Source organism: Variovorax sp. DAIF25 (assembly GCF_050711835.1).
GTDB lineage: Bacteria > Pseudomonadota > Gammaproteobacteria > Burkholderiales > Burkholderiaceae_C > Variovorax.
Genome location: NZ_CP136636.1, coordinates 5,938,001 through 5,952,464 on the forward strand (window position 1 = coordinate 5,938,001; position 14,464 = coordinate 5,952,464).

The window sequence follows — 14,464 nt, forward strand, 5'->3', positions numbered from 1 at the left end:
CAAGCGCGGTTCACCCGAGCCCGCGTCGCCGTCGCGCGCCGAACCTATGATTCCCCTCGATCCACCGACCCCAGATATGAGCACCCTCGCCAACGCCATGGACGTCCTGAAACTGATCGCGCGCCTGCGCCGCGACATCACGGTGACGGACGTGGTGAACGAGCTGGGCCTGCCCAAGAGCTCGGCCTCGCGCACGCTGAGCATGATGGCCGGCTACGGCTTCCTCGACCGCGATGCCGCCACGCGCGCCTACCGCCCGGGCGGCGTGATCATGGAAGCCTCCTACCACTTCCGCGCCTCGCGCAACGCCGCCTCGCTGGTGGAGGAGGCGCTCGCCGCGCTGGTCGACCAGACCCGCTTCACGGGCTACATCAACGTGCTCGACGGCGCCGACACGCTGGTGATCCAGATGCGCGCCGGCGCCGGCGCGCTGCAGATCTACACGCCGCCGGGCAGCCGCGCACCGGCCTACTCGAGCGCGATGGGCCGCGCGCTGCTCGCGCGCCTGAGCGATGCGGAAGTGACGGCGCTGCTCGGCGGCCGGCTCGACCAGGGCCGCGGCGACGCGCCGCGCACGCGCAAGGACCTGATGGCGCGGCTGGCCGTGATCCGCGAGACCGGCTGGGCCCTCTCGCGCGGCGAGTACGTGACCAACGTGGCGGGCATCTCGTCGGCGGTGTTCGACGCGGCCACGCGCCAGACCTATGCCTTCGGCGTCGCGCTGCCCGCCGAGCTGCTGTCGGAGCCGCTGGTCGAGCGCTACGGCGCCGTGGTGCGCGATGCCGCGGCGAACGTGGGCAAGCGCATCGGCGACCCGTATTGGCTCGCCTTCGGTGCCAACGTCCCCTGAATCTCGAAGGTTTTTCCCGTGCGCGGTGCAGTTTTCGCTGGGAGCGCACCGCCTTGAATCGCGGGAAGGGTTCGCACCAATCACGTGCGGGCACCGTTTTTGCTTGAATCCGGAAGCATTCACCTTCACGGAACCAAGCCCGCATGAACAAGCGCCATCTGCTCCAGTCCTTCCTCGCCGCCTCGGCCCTGAGCTTCGGCCTGCCCTCGGCCTTCGCCCAGACCACGACGCCGATCAAGTTCCAGCTCGACTGGCGCTTCGAGGGACCGGCCGCGCTGTTCCTGCATCCGGCCGCCAAGGGCTACTTCAAGGCGGCCGGCCTCGACGTGACCATCGACGCGGGCAACGGCTCGGGCGGCACGGTCACGCGCGTGGCCTCGGGCGCCTACGACATGGGCTTCGCCGACCTCGCGGCGCTGATGGAATTCCACGCCAACAACCCCGACAGCCCGAACAAGCCGGTCGCGGTGATGATGGTCTACAACAACACGCCGGCCTCGGTCATGACGCTCAAGAAGAGCGGCATCACCAAGCCGGCCGACCTCACGGGCAAGAAGCTCGGCGCGCCGGTGTTCGACGCGGGCCGCCGCGCGTTCCCGATCTTCGCCAAGGCCAACAACATCGGCACGGTCAACTGGACCGCGATGGACCCGACCCTGCGCGAGACCATGCTGATGCGCGGCGACATCGACGCCATCACCGGCTTCACCTTCACCTCGCTGCTCAACCTCGAGGCGCGCGGCGCCAAGACGGCCGACGTGGTGATCCTGCCCTACCCCGACTACGGCGTGAAGCTCTACGGCAACGTCATCATCGCCTCGCCCAAGCTGATCAAGGAGAACCCCGAGGCGGTGAAGAAATTCCTCTCGGCCTTCGCCAAGGGCGCCAAGGAAGTGATCGCCAATCCCGTTCAGGGCATCGAGTCGGTGAAGGCGCGCGACGGCATCGTCGACAGCAAGCTCGAGACGCGCCGCCTGCAGCTCGCGATCGACACCGTGATCAACAGCGCCGACGCACGCGCCGACGGCTTCGGCGCGGTGAATGCCGGCCGCCTGTCGCTGATGGCCTCACAGGTGTCGGACGCCTTCAACACCAAGACCCGCGTGAGCCCCGAGGCCGTGTGGACCGCCGCGCTGCTGCCGCCGGCCGCCGAACTCAGCGGAATCCTGCGCAAGTGATGGCGGACGCCGCGAACGAGGCCGCCCCCTTCGTCGACTTCCAGGACGTCTGGCTCGCCTACAACGAGGAGCTGCTGCGCGCCAACCACTTCGCGGTCGAGGCCATCGACCTGAAGGTCAGGCGCGGCGAGTTCATCGCCATCGTCGGCCCCTCGGGCTGCGGCAAGTCGACCTTCATGAAGCTCACGACCGGGCTCAAGATGCCGTCGATGGGCCGCATCCGCATCGATGGCGCGCCAGTGACCGGGCCGCTCAAGATCTCGGGCATGGCCTTCCAGGCGCCCTCGCTGCTGCCCTGGCGCACCACGGTCGACAACGTGCTGCTGCCGCTGGAGATCGTCGAGCCCTACCGCTCGAGCTTCAAGGCCAGGCGCAAGGCGTACGAGGAACGCGCGCGCCGCCTGCTGCAGAAGGTGGGCCTGGGCGGCTACGAGGACAAGTTCCCGTGGCAGCTCTCGGGCGGCATGCAGCAGCGCGCGAGCATCTGCCGCGCGCTGATCCACGAGCCCAAGATGCTGCTGCTCGACGAGCCCTTCGGCGCGCTCGACGCCTTCACGCGCGAGGAGCTCTGGTGCATCCTGCGCGACCTCTGGACCGAGCAGCGCTTCAACGTGATCCTGGTCACGCACGACCTGCGCGAATCGGTGTTCCTGGCCGACACGGTCTACGTGATGAGCAAGAGCCCGGGCCGCTTCGTGGTCAAGCGCGAGATCGAGCTGCCGCGCCCGCGCGAGCTCGAGCTCACCTACACCAAGGAGTTCACCGACATCGTGCTCGAGCTGCGCAGCCACATCGGCGCGATCCGCGGCAATGCCGCCGGCGCGACCGGTGCCGCCGCGGTGGCCCACTGAGGAGCGCCATGAAGAACAACAAGCAACTCGAACGCTGGTCGCCCTGGCTGCTGCTCGTGGCGGTGATCCTGCTGTGGCAGGTGATCTGCGCGGGCTTCGGCGTCTCGGACTTCATCTTCCCGAGCCCGCTGCGCATCTGGAACCAGTTCTGGGAGTTCAAGGAGATCATCGCGGGCCATGCCTGGCGCACCTTCTGGGTCACGATGGCGGGCTTCGGCCTCGCGATCGTGGTGGGCGTGCTGCTCGGCTTCGTGATCGGCAGCTCGCGCCTGGCCTATGCGGCCATCTATCCGCTGATGACGGCCTTCAACGCGCTGCCCAAGGCGGCCTTCGTACCGATCCTGGTCGTGTGGTTCGGCATCGGCATCGGGCCCGCGATCCTCACGGCCTTCCTGATCAGCTTCTTCCCGATCATGGTCAACATCGCGACCGGCCTCGCCACGCTCGAGCCCGAGCTCGAGGACGTGCTGCGCGTGCTCGGCGCCAAGCGCTGGGACGTGCTCGTGAAGATCGGCCTGCCGCGCTCCATGCCCTACTTCTTCGGCTCGCTCAAGGTCGCGATCACGCTGGCCTTCGTGGGCACCACGGTCAGCGAGATGACCGCCGCCAACGAAGGCATCGGCTACCTGCTGATCTCGGCCGGCTCGTCGATGCAGATGGGCCTGGCCTTCGCGGGGCTGATGGTGGTGGGCGCGATGGCGATGCTGATGTACGAGCTCTTCAGCGTGGTCGAGAAGCACACCACGGGCTGGGCGCACCGCGGGTCGCAGAACCAGTGAGGCGCTTCAGGGGCTGAGCACCGACAGCCCGCAGGCCGCGAGGTAGAGCCCCAGGCCGAACACCGCGTGCGTGACGAGGCCGTGCCAGCGCGCCACCCACGGGCGCGGCGTGCGGCGCGCGGCGAGGCCCGCGCCCATGCCGGGCTGCATCAGCAGCCAGGGCGCCGCCACCGTGCCGATGCCCACCAGCAGCGCGAGGCCCGGCGTCGGCCGCCGCGCCCAGTCGAGGCCACCGATTCCCAGCAGCACGAGCGCGAACGCGATGCCGGTCGCGTAGTGGAGCGCCCAGCCCAGCAGGCGCTCGCCGGGCACGGGCGCGGTGGCCGCGATCGGGCGATGGACGAAGCGCCCGCGCGGCAGGTGCGCGGCCCAGCGGCCGACCAGCGCATAGTCGAGCGAAGGCAGGCCGAACACGCGCCGGCGCACGACGGCCCAGAGGTCCATCACGACCGTGGCACCGATGCCGATCGGCACGGCGCGCGACAGCAGTTCGGCGAGCTCAGCCATGGAACACCTCGTGCGGCGCGGTCGCCTCGGCGCTGGCCAGCCAACAGGCCGCGGTGAAGCGCACTTCGTCGCCCTGCATGAAGGGTTCGAAGGCGGCACGCACGGTCTCGATGACGCGCTCGCGCGTCGCCGCATCGACCTGCTCGAGCGCGAGGCCAACCGGCCCGAGGCGGCTCAGGTAGGGCACGAGCTCCTGCGCGGGCAGGCTGCAGGGCAGATCGACGGGACGGATCGCGATGGCGCCCCAGCCGGCCTGCGCGAGGATGGCCTCGACCCGCTCGCGGTCCGCGAAGCCGAACTGTCCCGGCGCGCCGGGCCGGCGCGCGGGCAGTCGAGGCAACAGCGGTGCCGCCGCGCGTTCGGCCGTGGTCATGAACGGGTTCTCGGCGGCTGCGCGCCACGCGAGGAAGCGCAGCGCGGCACCGTCGCGCGCGGCGCGCCGCAGGTTCGCGAAGGCCGCGACCGGGTCGTCGAAGAACATCACGCCGAGGCGCGAGACGATGGTGTCGAACCCGGCCGGCGCGAAGGCATGCGTCTGCGCATCGGCGCACACGAAGCGCGCCTGCGAACCCTCGCGCTCGGCGCGTGCGCGGGCGGCCTCGATCATCGGCGCCGAGATGTCGATGCCGACGCATTCGCCGGCATCGCCCGACGGCCTCGCGAGCGCGAGCGTGACGGCGCCGGTGCCGCAGCCCACGTCGAGCACGCGGCCGAGGGGACGCCCGGCCACGGCCTCGGTCAGCAGCGTGCCGAGCGGTGCGAACAGCCGGTCGAGCAGCGGCTGCCGGTCGACCCAGGCGCGGCCCGCCGGGCCGTTCCACAGCCGCGCCTGCTCGTTCCCTGACTCTTGCATGTCGTGCATCTTTCTTTCCTTTCTGGCTTGCCTTCGGAAGGCGGAGAACGCACTATGCAAGTTCAAGTCGACTTGAGGTCAAGAGGATGGCACCACTGGATATCGCGCAGGTGGCGAGGCAATCGGGCGTGCCCGCTTCCACGCTGCGCTTCTACGACGAGAAGGGGCTGATCGCCTCGACGGGCCGGCAGGGGCTGCGCCGGCTGTTCGATCCCGGCGTGCTCGAGAAGCTCGCGCTGATCTCGCTGGGCCGCGCCGCCGGCTTCTCGCTCGACGAGATCGCGCGGATGTTCGCGCCCGATGGCCAGCCGCGCATCGACCGCCGCATGCTCGAGAGCAAGGCCGACGAGCTCGACCGCACCATCCGCCAGCTCGCCGCGATGCGCGACGGCCTGCGGCATGCGGCCGTGTGCCGCGCGCCGAGCCACATGGAATGCCCGACCTTCCGGCGCATCCTGCGCGCCGCGGGCACGGGCGCCATCGCCGCGCCCGATCGCAAGGCGCCGCGCAAGCGCGCCGCTCAGTCGAGCAGCAAGGAGGCCTCGTCGCGCCAGTAGGCGACCGCCGCGAGCCAGCCTTCCCAGACGCAGCCGTTGCAGCCGCGCCCGCAGCAGGTGGTGGGTTCGGGCGGCGGCGCGCGCATCGCGAGGCCGCGCGCCGACAGCAGCGGCGCGATGCGCGCGATCAGGGCCTGGGCACTGGCGAGGTCGGTCGGCGTGGCGAGAAGGGCCGGGTCGGCGAAAGGCGAATCGGGCATGCGGTGCGTAGGCGGTCGAGGCGCGATTGTCGGTGCTTCAGCAGCCCTTCAGGCCGCGCGGGCGTTCGTCCGCAGAATCGCCGCGATGGTCCGCTCCGATGCCCTGCCCCGCCTGCCGCACGTCGACCTGCTGCGCGGCCTGCTGGTGGTCTTCGTGATCCTGCTGCATGCGAACCTGCGCCTGCCCTTCGGTCCGCCCGAGCTCGCGCAGGCGCTCGGGCCGCGCCTGCAGGGCATCCTGTTCAGGAGCGGCTACTACGCGGTGATCGCGTTCTTCGTGGTGTCGGGCTACCTGATCACGAGCGCCTCGCTGCGCCGCTGGGGCCAGCTGTCGCGCGTGCCGCCCGGTGCCTTCTACCGCCTGCGCGCGGCGCGCATCCTGCCGAGCCTCGTGCTGCTGCTCGCGGTACTGAGCGTGCTGCATCTCGCGGGCAGCGCCTGGTTCGCGCTCGACACAGCGAAGGTCTCGCTGCCGCGCGCGCTGCTCGCGGCGCTGGGCCTGCACCTCAACTGGCTCGAGGCGCAGGTCGGCTACCTGCCCGGCCCCTGGGGCGTGCTGTGGTCGCTCTCGGTCGAGGAGGCCTTCTACCTGGGCTTTCCATGGCTGTGCCTGCTCGCGCGCGGCGAGCGCCGCTTCGCGCTGCTGATGCTGGTGCCGATCGCGCTCGGGCCGCTGGCGCGCAGCGTGTGGAGCGACAACGAGCTGTGGCAGGACCACGCCTACCTCTCGGGCATGGACGGCATCGCCTTCGGCTGCCTCGCGGCGCTGCTCGCGCACCGCGTGCCGCGCGCGCCCTCGGTCATCGTGCGCCGGCTGCTGCTGGCCGCGGGCGCGCTGCTGGTGGCGGGCGTGTTCTGCTTCCGGCGCGAGGTGTTCCAGCTCGGCCTCACGCGCTTCGGCCTGCAGGTCACGCTGCTCGAACTGGGCCTCGCGCTGCTGCTGGTGGCGACGCACTGGCAGCCCTGGCGCTGGTGCGCGGGCGCGGCCGCGGCGCCGCTGCGCTGGTTCGGGCGCCACAGCTACGAGGTCTACCTGAGCCACATGTTCGTGGTGATTCCCGGTGCCTGGTGGTTCCAGCAATCGGGCCTGTCGGCGACGTGGATTCCGCTCGGGTATCTCGTGCTGCTGGCGGTGTCGGGGCTGCTGGGCCAGGTGGTGGCACGAGGCTTCTCCGAGCCCTGCAACCGCTGGCTGCGCAAGACCTGATCAGGTCCCGAGGTTCAGCTCCAGCCGCATCCGCGCGCCGCCCGTGTCGTTGCTGCCGATGGTGAGCCGCCCGCGGTGCAGGTGCGCCACCTCGGCCACGAGGTGCAGCCCGAGCCCGGCGCCGCGCCCGCGCGGCACCAGCCGGTGGAAGGGCTCGACCACGCGCTCGCGTTCCGACTCGGGAATGCCGGGCCCCGAGTCGAGCACCTCGATGCACAAGGGCTCGCACAGCCGCACCTGGATGTCGCAGCCCTGCCCGCCGTGCTCGATCGCGTTCTGGATCAGGTTGGTCAGCGCGCGCTCGAGCGAGGGTGCATCGCCGCCGACCACGATCGCCAGCGGCGCATCGACCGACAGGCTGCAGCGGTTCATGATCGCGAGCGGCGCGAGGTCGGCCGCCACGCGCTCGCACAGCGCCTTCAGGTCCACCTGCTGCGCCTGCACCACCACGCCGTCGAGCCGCTGCAGGTCGAGCAGCTGCTCGGCCAGCGTCGCCAGGCGCGCCGAGGCCTGCATCAGCTTGACCTTGAGCGGATCGTTGGGCAGCCCCTCGAGGCGGATCTGCAGGATGGTGATCGGCGTGCGCAGTTCGTGCGCCGCGTCGGCCAGGAAGCGCTCCTGCCGGTCGTAGCCCTCGTTGAGCCGGTCGAAGGCGCGGTTCACGGCATTGACCAGCGGCCGGATCTCGCCGGCCACGCCGTCGAGCGGCAGCCGCGTGGTGCGCTCGTGCACGTCGATGCTCTCGGCATGCGCGGCGGTGGCGATCAGCCCCTTGAGCCCGCGCTTCACCACGAAGGGCGTCGCGAGGATCACGCCGAGGCAGGTGACCAGCGCCATCGGCGCCACCAGGAACAGGAAGGCCACGCCGGTGCCGCGCAGCGTGCTCTTCATCGACAGCGGGCTGCCGGTCTGGACCATCATCGCGACCGGTCCGGCGCGCGTCTCGACGCGCTCGAAGCGCGCCTTCGGCTGGCCGTTGCTGGTGGCGAGATCGATCCACACGCGGTCGATGCCGTCGAAGCGTCCGGCCAGGCCGAGGTAGCGCTCGGGCACCTCGCCCTGCACGAGCTGGTGGCCCTGCGCATCGCGCACGATGAACCACAGGCCCGCGCCGGCGTTGCCGCGCAGCTGTTCGAACTCGGGCGTGGGCGCGAGCACGAGTGCGCCGTCGCCCGCGCGCACGACCGCATCGCGGATCACGCGTACCGTCTCCTCGCCGGTCTCGTCGACCACCCGGCCCAGCACCCAGGCCAGGCCGATGAAGCCGCCCATCACCAGCAGCCCCACCACCACCTGCAGCAGGATCAGGCTCCAGATCAGCTGCCAGCGCAGCGACAGCAGCTTCATGCGGCGCCCGGCGCCGCGCACAGCAGGTAGCCCACGCCGCGGATGGCGTGGATCTCGACCTGGGCGCCGGCCTTGTCGAGCTTGGAACGCAGGCGCGAGACATGGGTGTCGAGCGCGTTCGAATGGATGTCGCCCTCCTGCCCGTAGACGCGGTCGTGCAGCGATTCGCGCAGCACGGTGCGCCCGCGCTGCTCGAGCAGGGCCTCGAGCACCAGCAGCTCGCGCCGCGTGAGCAGCAGGCTCTGCGCATCGACATGCGCCTGCCGCTGCAGGTGATCGAACTGCAGCCGCGCCAGCGCGGTGACCGGGTTGGCGCGCAGCGCGGGACGCCGCGCGAGCGCGCGCACGCGCGCCATCAGCTCGTCCATCGAGAAGGGCTTGGCGAGGTAGTCGTCGGCGCCGCCGTCGAGGCTCAGCACGCGTTCGGAGATGTCGGCCATCGCGGTGAGCACCAGCACCGCGGCCGCGATCCCGTTGGCGCGCAGGAACTCGATCAGGCTGAGACCGTCGCCATCGGGCAGGCCGCGATCGAGCACGATCACCTCGTGCTGGCCCGCGAGCACCGCGTCCTGTGCCTCGCGCAGCGAACCCGCCACGTCGACCACCGCCTGGTTCTGGCGCAGTGCCGCCGCCAGCGCCTGCGCGAGTTCGGCTTCGTCTTCGACCAGCAGGATTCTCATATCGGGCGGGAATTCTAGGGTCTGTTCACGCTATGCAAGGGGCCGCGAAGCTCGCCAGAGCCCGCCCATCAAGGCGCGCGACGCCGCGTGTGCGTCCGCACACGCTAGGAGCGCAACGCCGAGGGGCGGGCTCTGGCGAGCTTCCCTCCGGGTTGCCCCGCAAAGGGGCCGTCTGCGGCGTTGCCCGCGCTTGCAAGGCATCAGCCTTGCTGCGCGCGGGCGCCTTGCATCCAGCCCCTTTGCGGGGCAACGCGACCCCTTGCATAGCGTGAACAGACCCTAGAGGCCGGCCCCTGGCGTGCCCCGTAATGTTCACGCAATGCCAGCGCCTACCCTGGCCGGTTCATCCATCCAGGGAGCCCAGGTGACACCCCTCTCGTCCCGCCCCGTCAGGACCCCATGGCACGCGGCGCTGGCGCGGCGCATCGCCACGCTCTGGGTCACCAAGATGCTCGGCACCACGCTCGGCATCTCGGGCTTCTTCGTGCTGTATTTCTGGGTCATGCACCACCCGCTCGGCCTGCCGCTCACGATGCCGCTCACGGCCGTCGACCACTGGGTGCCGCTGAGCGAGGACGCGCTGCCGCTCTACGCCTCGCTGTGGCTCTACGTGGGCCTCGCGCCTGCCCTGGCCAAGGACCGTGCCGAGCTGCTGCTGCACGCGCAGGCCGCGGCGCTGATGGCCGCCATCGGGCTCGCGGTGTTCTGGCTCTTTCCGACCGTGGTGCCGGTGTTCGCGGTCGACTGGACGCAGTACCCCTCGCTGCAGTTCCTCAAGAGCACCGACGCGGGCGGCAATGCCTTCCCCTCGCTGCACGTGTCCTTCGCGGTGTTCACGGCCGTGCTGATGACGCGCCAGCTGCGCAGCGTGGACGCGCCCGGCTGGGTGCTGGCGCTCAACTGGCTGTGGGCGGCGGGGATCGTCTATTCGACGCTGGCCACGCGCCAGCACGTGCTGCTCGACGTGCTCGGCGGCACGGCGCTGGCGGGGTTCATGAGCTGGATCACCGGACCGGCGCGGCGACGGCTGATCCTGGTGGGCGCCTGAGGCCGCGCCCGGCCTTCATCACCAGAAGATCCAGAGCGCGAGGCCGCCGAAGATCGCCCACTTCACGAGGTAGTACACGCGCTTGTCCCAGGCCTTGAGGCGCTTGCCGATCACGCGGATCTGGTAGATGTACTTGAAGGCGCGGTTGATGCCGCCGGTCTTGTCGCCGGCATCGTTGGGCGAGCTGGCCGCGGCCAGCAGGTTCTTCGCGAACCAGCGGTTGACGGCGCTGGCCCAGCGGTACTTGAGCGGACGCTCGATGTCGCAGAACAGGATCACGCGGTCGTGGTCGGTGGTGTTCTCGGCATAGTGGATGTAGGTCTCGTCGAACACCACCGATTCGCCGTCGCGCCAGTGGTAGCGCTGGCCGTCGACGTCGATGTAGCAGCCCTCCACGCCCGGCGTCCACAGGCCCAGGTGGTAGCGCAACGAACCCGCGAAGGGATCGCGATGGCGCACCAGCCGGCTGCCGGGCGGCAGCTCGGCGAACATCGCGGCCTTGATGGTGCCGATGCCGCGCAGCAGTTCGGTCGTGCGCGGGCACAGCACCGCGGCCGAGGGATGGGCCTCGTCGTACCACTTGAGGTAGAAGCGCTTCCAGCCGCTCTTGAAGAAGGAGTTGAAGCCCACGTCGTTGAACTGGCTCGAGGCCTTGATGCTGCCGCCGTTGCGCATCGCGAGCGCCTCCTCGCGGATGACCTCCCAGTTCTCCTCGAGCACGCGCATCTCGGGGAATTCCTTGGGCGACAGGTACGGCGTGCTCGGCACCTTCGAGAAAAGGTACATGAACACGTTGAGCGGCGCGAGGAAGGTCGAGTGGTCCGACAGCTGGCGGAAGAAACGATGGCGCACCTGGCCGCGGAAATGCACGTAGAGCGCACTGAGCGCGAAGATGGCGAGAATGACCCACTTCATGTGAGAGTGTCCTGTTCGGGGGGAGCGCTGGAGAGCACCCGCTAGTTTAATTCTTCACACTTCGACGAGCCTGACGCGGGTTTTGGCCCCCAAAACGGCTCCGCGCCTCAAGTGCGGCCCTCGAGCATCGGCTGCTCCTGCCCCTCGACCGCCAGCGGCAGCCGCACCACCGCCAGCAGCCCGCGCCCGCCGGCGCCGGTCTCGAGCGCCACGGTGCCGCCATGCTTGTCGACCACCGACTTGACGATCGCCAGCCCGAGCCCGCTGCCGCTCTGGGTCTGGCCCGGGCTGCGGAAGAAGCGGTCGAACACCCGCTCGCGCAGGCCGGGCGGGATGCCGGGCCCCTGGTCGGCCACGCGCAGCACCGCATGGCCCTGCTCGCGCGCCACCTGCACCTTCACCACGCTGCGGCGGGGGCTGTACTTGATGGCGTTGTCCACCAGGTTGTCGACCATCGACACCAGGCTCTCGCGCTCGCCGAGCACCGGCACCTCGCCCGCGCAGGCCAGTTCGAGCTCGACGCCGCGCGCATGCGCCACGCCCTCGATCATCGCGAGCCGGTCCTGCACCAGCGCATCGAGCGACAGCGCCACCGGCAGCGCGGCATCGGACACGGCGTCGCTGCGCATGAGCTGCAGCAGCTGGCCCACCAGCCGGGTCGCGCGGTCGTTGCTGCGCAGCAGGTTGCCCATCAGCTCGCGCTGCCCGGAATCGATGCTCTGCGCCTTCAGCGCCTCCACGTTCACGCGCATCGCGGCCAGCGGCGTGCGCAGCTCGTGGGCCGCGTCGGCGATCAGGCTGCGCTCGCGCGTGGTGCTGTCGCGCACCCGCTGCAGCAGGGTGTTGATGCTCTGCACCAGCGGCTGCAGCTCACGGTGCGGCGGCCGGTACGACAGCGGCGTGAGGTCGGCCGGCCCGCGCTCGGAGGTCTCGCGGCTCACGCGGCGCCAGGGCCGCAGCGCGAGCCGCACCGTGAGCCAGGCCGGCACCACCAGGAAGGGCAGACTCACAAGCAGCGGCAGCAGGTAGTAGCCGCGGTAGGTGATGTTGACCACCAGCCGCCAGATGCCGGGCTCGGCGATCATCACGCGGGTGTCGAACTGCGGCGCATGCAGCGTGCGCGCGCGCCATTCGCGCCCGCCCACGTGCACCGTCTCGATCAGGTCGGGCACGCTGTTGACGATCTCGGGCACCGCATCGGTGGTGCGGTAGATCAGCTTGCCGCGCTGCCACACCTGCAGCATCGGCGAGGTGTCGGATTCGGCGTTGCCGTCGCTCGCGGTCTCGAGCAGCGCGAGGTCGAAGGCATGCAGGGTGTCGTACTGGCGCTTCGGGTCGTCGGCCAGGTTGATGGCGATCGCCGCCACGCTCTCGTAGATCTTGCTGAAGCGCAGCAGCTCCGGGTCCTTGTAGGAGTCGTAGAACAGCAGCCCGACGATCAGCGTCCACAGCGCGGCCACCACCGCCATCTGCGCCAGCACCAGCCTGCGCATCAGCGAGGGCTGGATCACCCGCCCGATGAAGCGCAGCGCGGTTCGGATCATGCGCGCGGGCTGCCGGCGCGCGCCAGCGACTGGGCGTCGACCACGTAGCCGATGCCGCGCACGGTGCGGATGTAGCCCTGGCCGATCTTGCGGCGCAGGTTCGAGATGTGGACCTCGAGCGAATTGCTGCCGATGCCCGGGCCGCCCGGCAGCACCTGTTCCTCCATCACGCGGCGCGTGACCACGCGGCCGGTGCGCTTGAGCAGCAGCGCGAGCAGGTCGAACTCGCAGCGCGAGAGCTCCACCTGCTGGCCGTCGACCAGCACGCCGCGCGTGGGCTCGTGCAGCGCCAGGCCGCGCATGCGGATGGTCTCGTCGTCGAAGCCGTAGCTGCGGCGCGCGAGCGCGCGCACGCGCGACAGCAGCTCGGCCAGCGCGAAGGGCTTGACCAGGTAGTCGTCGGCGCCGTCGTCGAGGCTGCGCAGCCGGTCGTTGAGCGCGTCGCGCGCGCTCAGCACGAGCACCGGCAGGATCTGGCGCTCGCGGCGCAGGCGCAGCAGCAACTCGATGCCGTCGCCGTCGGGCAGGCCGAGGTCGAGCAGCACCATGTCGAAGGCACCGCTGTCGAGGGTGCGGATGGCGTCGTCGAGACGGCGCACCCAGACCACGTCCATGCCCTGGTTGGCGAGCGCGATGCGCACGCCGTTGCCGAGTTCGAGGTCGTCCTCCACGAGCAAAAGATTCATGACAGTCTCCGTGCGGTGCGCCGCCCGGCACCTGGGGAGCGGGAAGTATCTGCCAAGCGGCGTTCGACGACTTCAGGATTCCTTCATGAAGGCCACAGGCTGGCTTCAGGTCGCGTGCCCACACTGCCCGCCATGCCCCGGTTCCATCCCCTCTTCTTCCCGCCGCGGCGCGCCTTCCTGCGCGCCGCGCTGGCCTGGCCCTCGGCCGTCTCGCTCTCGGGCCTCGGCTGCCTCGTCACCCTCGGCGGCTGCGGCGGCAGCAGCCATCCGGGCAGCCCGTCGATCGTTCCGCCCGCCGGCCCGACCGTGGTGTCGGTGACCGACCGCCGCGTGAAGGTGGCGCACGATGTCTCGCTGCACGTGCGCGACTGGCAATGCGACAACTGCCGCGGCCCGACCATCGTGCTGCTGCCGGGGCTGGGCGCCAATGCCTACGTCTTCGACGGCCTGGCCCATGCGCTCGCGCCGCGTTCGCGCGTGATCGCGGTGAGCCGGCGCGGCTACGGCCAGTCGGACAAGCCGCTGCCGGTGCGCACCGCCACCCAGCACTACGAGGTCGACACGCTGGTGGCCGACCTGCATGCGCTGCTCGACGGGCTCGGCCTCGACCGCGTGGTGCTCGCGGGCCATTCGATCGCGGGCAACGAGCTCACGCGCTTCGCGGGCCGGCATCCGCAGCGCGTGCGCGGGCTGGTCTACATCGATGCCACCTTCGACCACACGCGCGACCCCGCCACCGGCGGCCTGCCCGTGCCCGAGAACCGGCTGTTCCGCGAACCGGTGCCGCGCGAGGAGGACGGCGCCTCGATGGAGGCGGCGCTCGCCTACGCGCGGCGCACCGTGCGCCACTGGTCGGCGCCGCTGGAGGCCAACCTGCGCGACCAGCTCGACCTGCAGCCCGACGGCAGCGTGCGCCTCAACACGCCCGCCGCGGTGGCCGCCGCGATGGAGACCGCGAGCCATGCCTTCTCGCCCGACTACGCGCCGGTGCGAGCGCCCGCTCTCGTCGTGACCGCGATGCCGGGCGACATCCGCGACATCTTCCCCGCGCTGCCCGAGACGCTGGACGCGGCCACGCTGAAGGATGCGGCGGCCTACCTGCGCGTGATTCGCTACGTGCGCGTCGACGACGCGGCCCGCCTCATGGCGGCACTGAAGACCCAGCACCAGATCGTGTTCGAGGACGCCTGCCACGGCGACTTCTTCATCGAGCGCGAGGCCGAGCTGGTGCGCGCCATCGAGGCGATGCGCTGGGCCTGAGG

16 protein-coding genes are annotated in these 14,464 nt (G+C 70.6%); 8 read left to right on the forward strand and 8 right to left on the reverse strand.

Features of this window, described 5'->3' with window-relative positions:
- Window positions 1-76: 76 nt before the first annotated feature.
- The 4 genes from R0232_RS27370 (at window position 77) to R0232_RS27385 (ending at window position 3,658) form a co-directional block, all read left to right on the forward strand.
- Window positions 77-850: an IclR family transcriptional regulator gene (locus R0232_RS27370; RefSeq protein ID WP_093340596.1), complete on the forward strand. Its 774-nt coding sequence runs from the start codon at window positions 77-79 to the stop codon at window positions 848-850.
- A 143-nt stretch (window positions 851-993) separates the two neighbouring features.
- Window positions 994-2,028 carry an ABC transporter substrate-binding protein gene (locus tag R0232_RS27375; protein ID WP_431510129.1) on the forward strand — a complete coding sequence of 345 codons (1,035 nt, stop codon included), beginning with the start codon at window positions 994-996 and terminating at the stop codon, window positions 2,026-2,028.
- A complete protein-coding gene (locus R0232_RS27380) occupies window positions 2,028-2,879 on the forward strand; it encodes an ABC transporter ATP-binding protein (RefSeq protein WP_431510130.1) in 852 nt (283 codons plus the stop codon). The genes R0232_RS27375 and R0232_RS27380 overlap by 1 nt, the downstream gene beginning before the upstream one ends.
- Before the next feature lie 8 nt (window positions 2,880-2,887).
- Window positions 2,888-3,658: an ABC transporter permease gene (locus R0232_RS27385; RefSeq protein WP_057591565.1), complete on the forward strand. Its 771-nt coding sequence runs from the start codon at window positions 2,888-2,890 to the stop codon at window positions 3,656-3,658.
- Window positions 3,659-3,664: 6 nt separating this feature from the next.
- On the opposite strand, the gene R0232_RS27390 is transcribed toward R0232_RS27385, so the two are convergent.
- Together R0232_RS27390 and R0232_RS27395 are read right to left on the reverse strand one after the other, a co-directional pair.
- Entirely contained in the window at window positions 3,665-4,165 is a 501-nt protein-coding gene (locus tag R0232_RS27390; protein WP_431510131.1) for a DUF2938 domain-containing protein, read from the reverse strand.
- Window positions 4,158-5,027, reverse strand: coding sequence for a class I SAM-dependent methyltransferase (locus R0232_RS27395; RefSeq protein ID WP_431510132.1), 870 nt, complete (start codon window positions 5,025-5,027; stop codon window positions 4,158-4,160). Before R0232_RS27395 ends, R0232_RS27390 begins: the two co-directional genes overlap by 8 nt.
- A 77-nt stretch (window positions 5,028-5,104) precedes the next feature.
- On the opposite strand from R0232_RS27395, the gene R0232_RS27400 reads away from it, so the two are divergent.
- On the forward strand, window positions 5,105-5,575 hold the full coding sequence (locus tag R0232_RS27400; RefSeq protein ID WP_208510974.1) for a helix-turn-helix domain-containing protein: 471 nt from the start codon (window positions 5,105-5,107) through the stop codon (window positions 5,573-5,575).
- Here the strand turns inward: R0232_RS27400 and R0232_RS27405 are convergent.
- Window positions 5,539-5,775, reverse strand: coding sequence for an oxidoreductase-like domain-containing protein (locus tag R0232_RS27405; protein WP_431510133.1), 237 nt, complete (start codon window positions 5,773-5,775; stop codon window positions 5,539-5,541). The two genes, R0232_RS27400 and R0232_RS27405, sit on opposite strands and share 37 nt — an antisense overlap.
- An 85-nt stretch (window positions 5,776-5,860) precedes the next feature.
- Between R0232_RS27405 and R0232_RS27410 the strand changes: the two genes are divergently transcribed.
- The gene (locus tag R0232_RS27410; protein ID WP_431510134.1) at window positions 5,861-6,982 is read left to right on the forward strand and encodes an acyltransferase family protein; all 1,122 of its coding nucleotides are present in this window, start codon (window positions 5,861-5,863) and stop codon (window positions 6,980-6,982) included.
- On the opposite strand, the gene R0232_RS27415 is transcribed toward R0232_RS27410, so the two are convergent.
- Window positions 6,983-8,329 (reverse strand): sensor histidine kinase, encoded by a 1,347-nt coding sequence (locus R0232_RS27415; protein ID WP_431510135.1) that lies wholly within the window; start codon window positions 8,327-8,329, stop codon window positions 6,983-6,985.
- Window positions 8,326-9,009 (reverse strand): response regulator, encoded by a 684-nt coding sequence (locus tag R0232_RS27420; protein ID WP_093340609.1) that lies wholly within the window; start codon window positions 9,007-9,009, stop codon window positions 8,326-8,328. Before R0232_RS27420 ends, R0232_RS27415 begins: the two co-directional genes overlap by 4 nt.
- 364 nt (window positions 9,010-9,373) lie before the next feature.
- On the opposite strand from R0232_RS27420, the gene R0232_RS27425 reads away from it, so the two are divergent.
- Window positions 9,374-10,057, forward strand: a complete 684-nt coding sequence (locus tag R0232_RS27425; protein WP_431510136.1) for a phosphatase PAP2 family protein — start codon at window positions 9,374-9,376, stop codon at window positions 10,055-10,057.
- 18 nt (window positions 10,058-10,075) lie between these two features.
- Here the strand turns inward: R0232_RS27425 and lpxO are convergent, their stop codons facing one another.
- The 3 genes from lpxO to R0232_RS27440 all read right to left on the reverse strand — a co-directional run bounded on the left by lpxO (window position 10,076) and on the right by R0232_RS27440 (window position 13,202).
- A complete protein-coding gene (gene lpxO / locus R0232_RS27430; RefSeq protein WP_093340613.1) occupies window positions 10,076-10,972 on the reverse strand; it encodes a lipid A hydroxylase LpxO in 897 nt (298 codons plus the stop codon).
- Window positions 10,973-11,079: 107 nt separating this feature from the next.
- Window positions 11,080-12,516 (reverse strand): ATP-binding protein, encoded by a 1,437-nt coding sequence (locus R0232_RS27435; protein ID WP_431510137.1) that lies wholly within the window; start codon window positions 12,514-12,516, stop codon window positions 11,080-11,082.
- Window positions 12,513-13,202: a response regulator gene (locus R0232_RS27440; RefSeq protein WP_057591573.1), complete on the reverse strand. Its 690-nt coding sequence runs from the start codon at window positions 13,200-13,202 to the stop codon at window positions 12,513-12,515. Before R0232_RS27440 ends, R0232_RS27435 begins: the two co-directional genes overlap by 4 nt.
- Before the next feature lie 132 nt (window positions 13,203-13,334).
- On the opposite strand from R0232_RS27440, the gene R0232_RS27445 reads away from it, so the two are divergent.
- Window positions 13,335-14,462: an alpha/beta fold hydrolase gene (locus R0232_RS27445; protein ID WP_431510138.1), complete on the forward strand. Its 1,128-nt coding sequence runs from the start codon at window positions 13,335-13,337 to the stop codon at window positions 14,460-14,462.
- The last annotated feature ends 2 nt before the right edge of the window (window positions 14,463-14,464 follow it).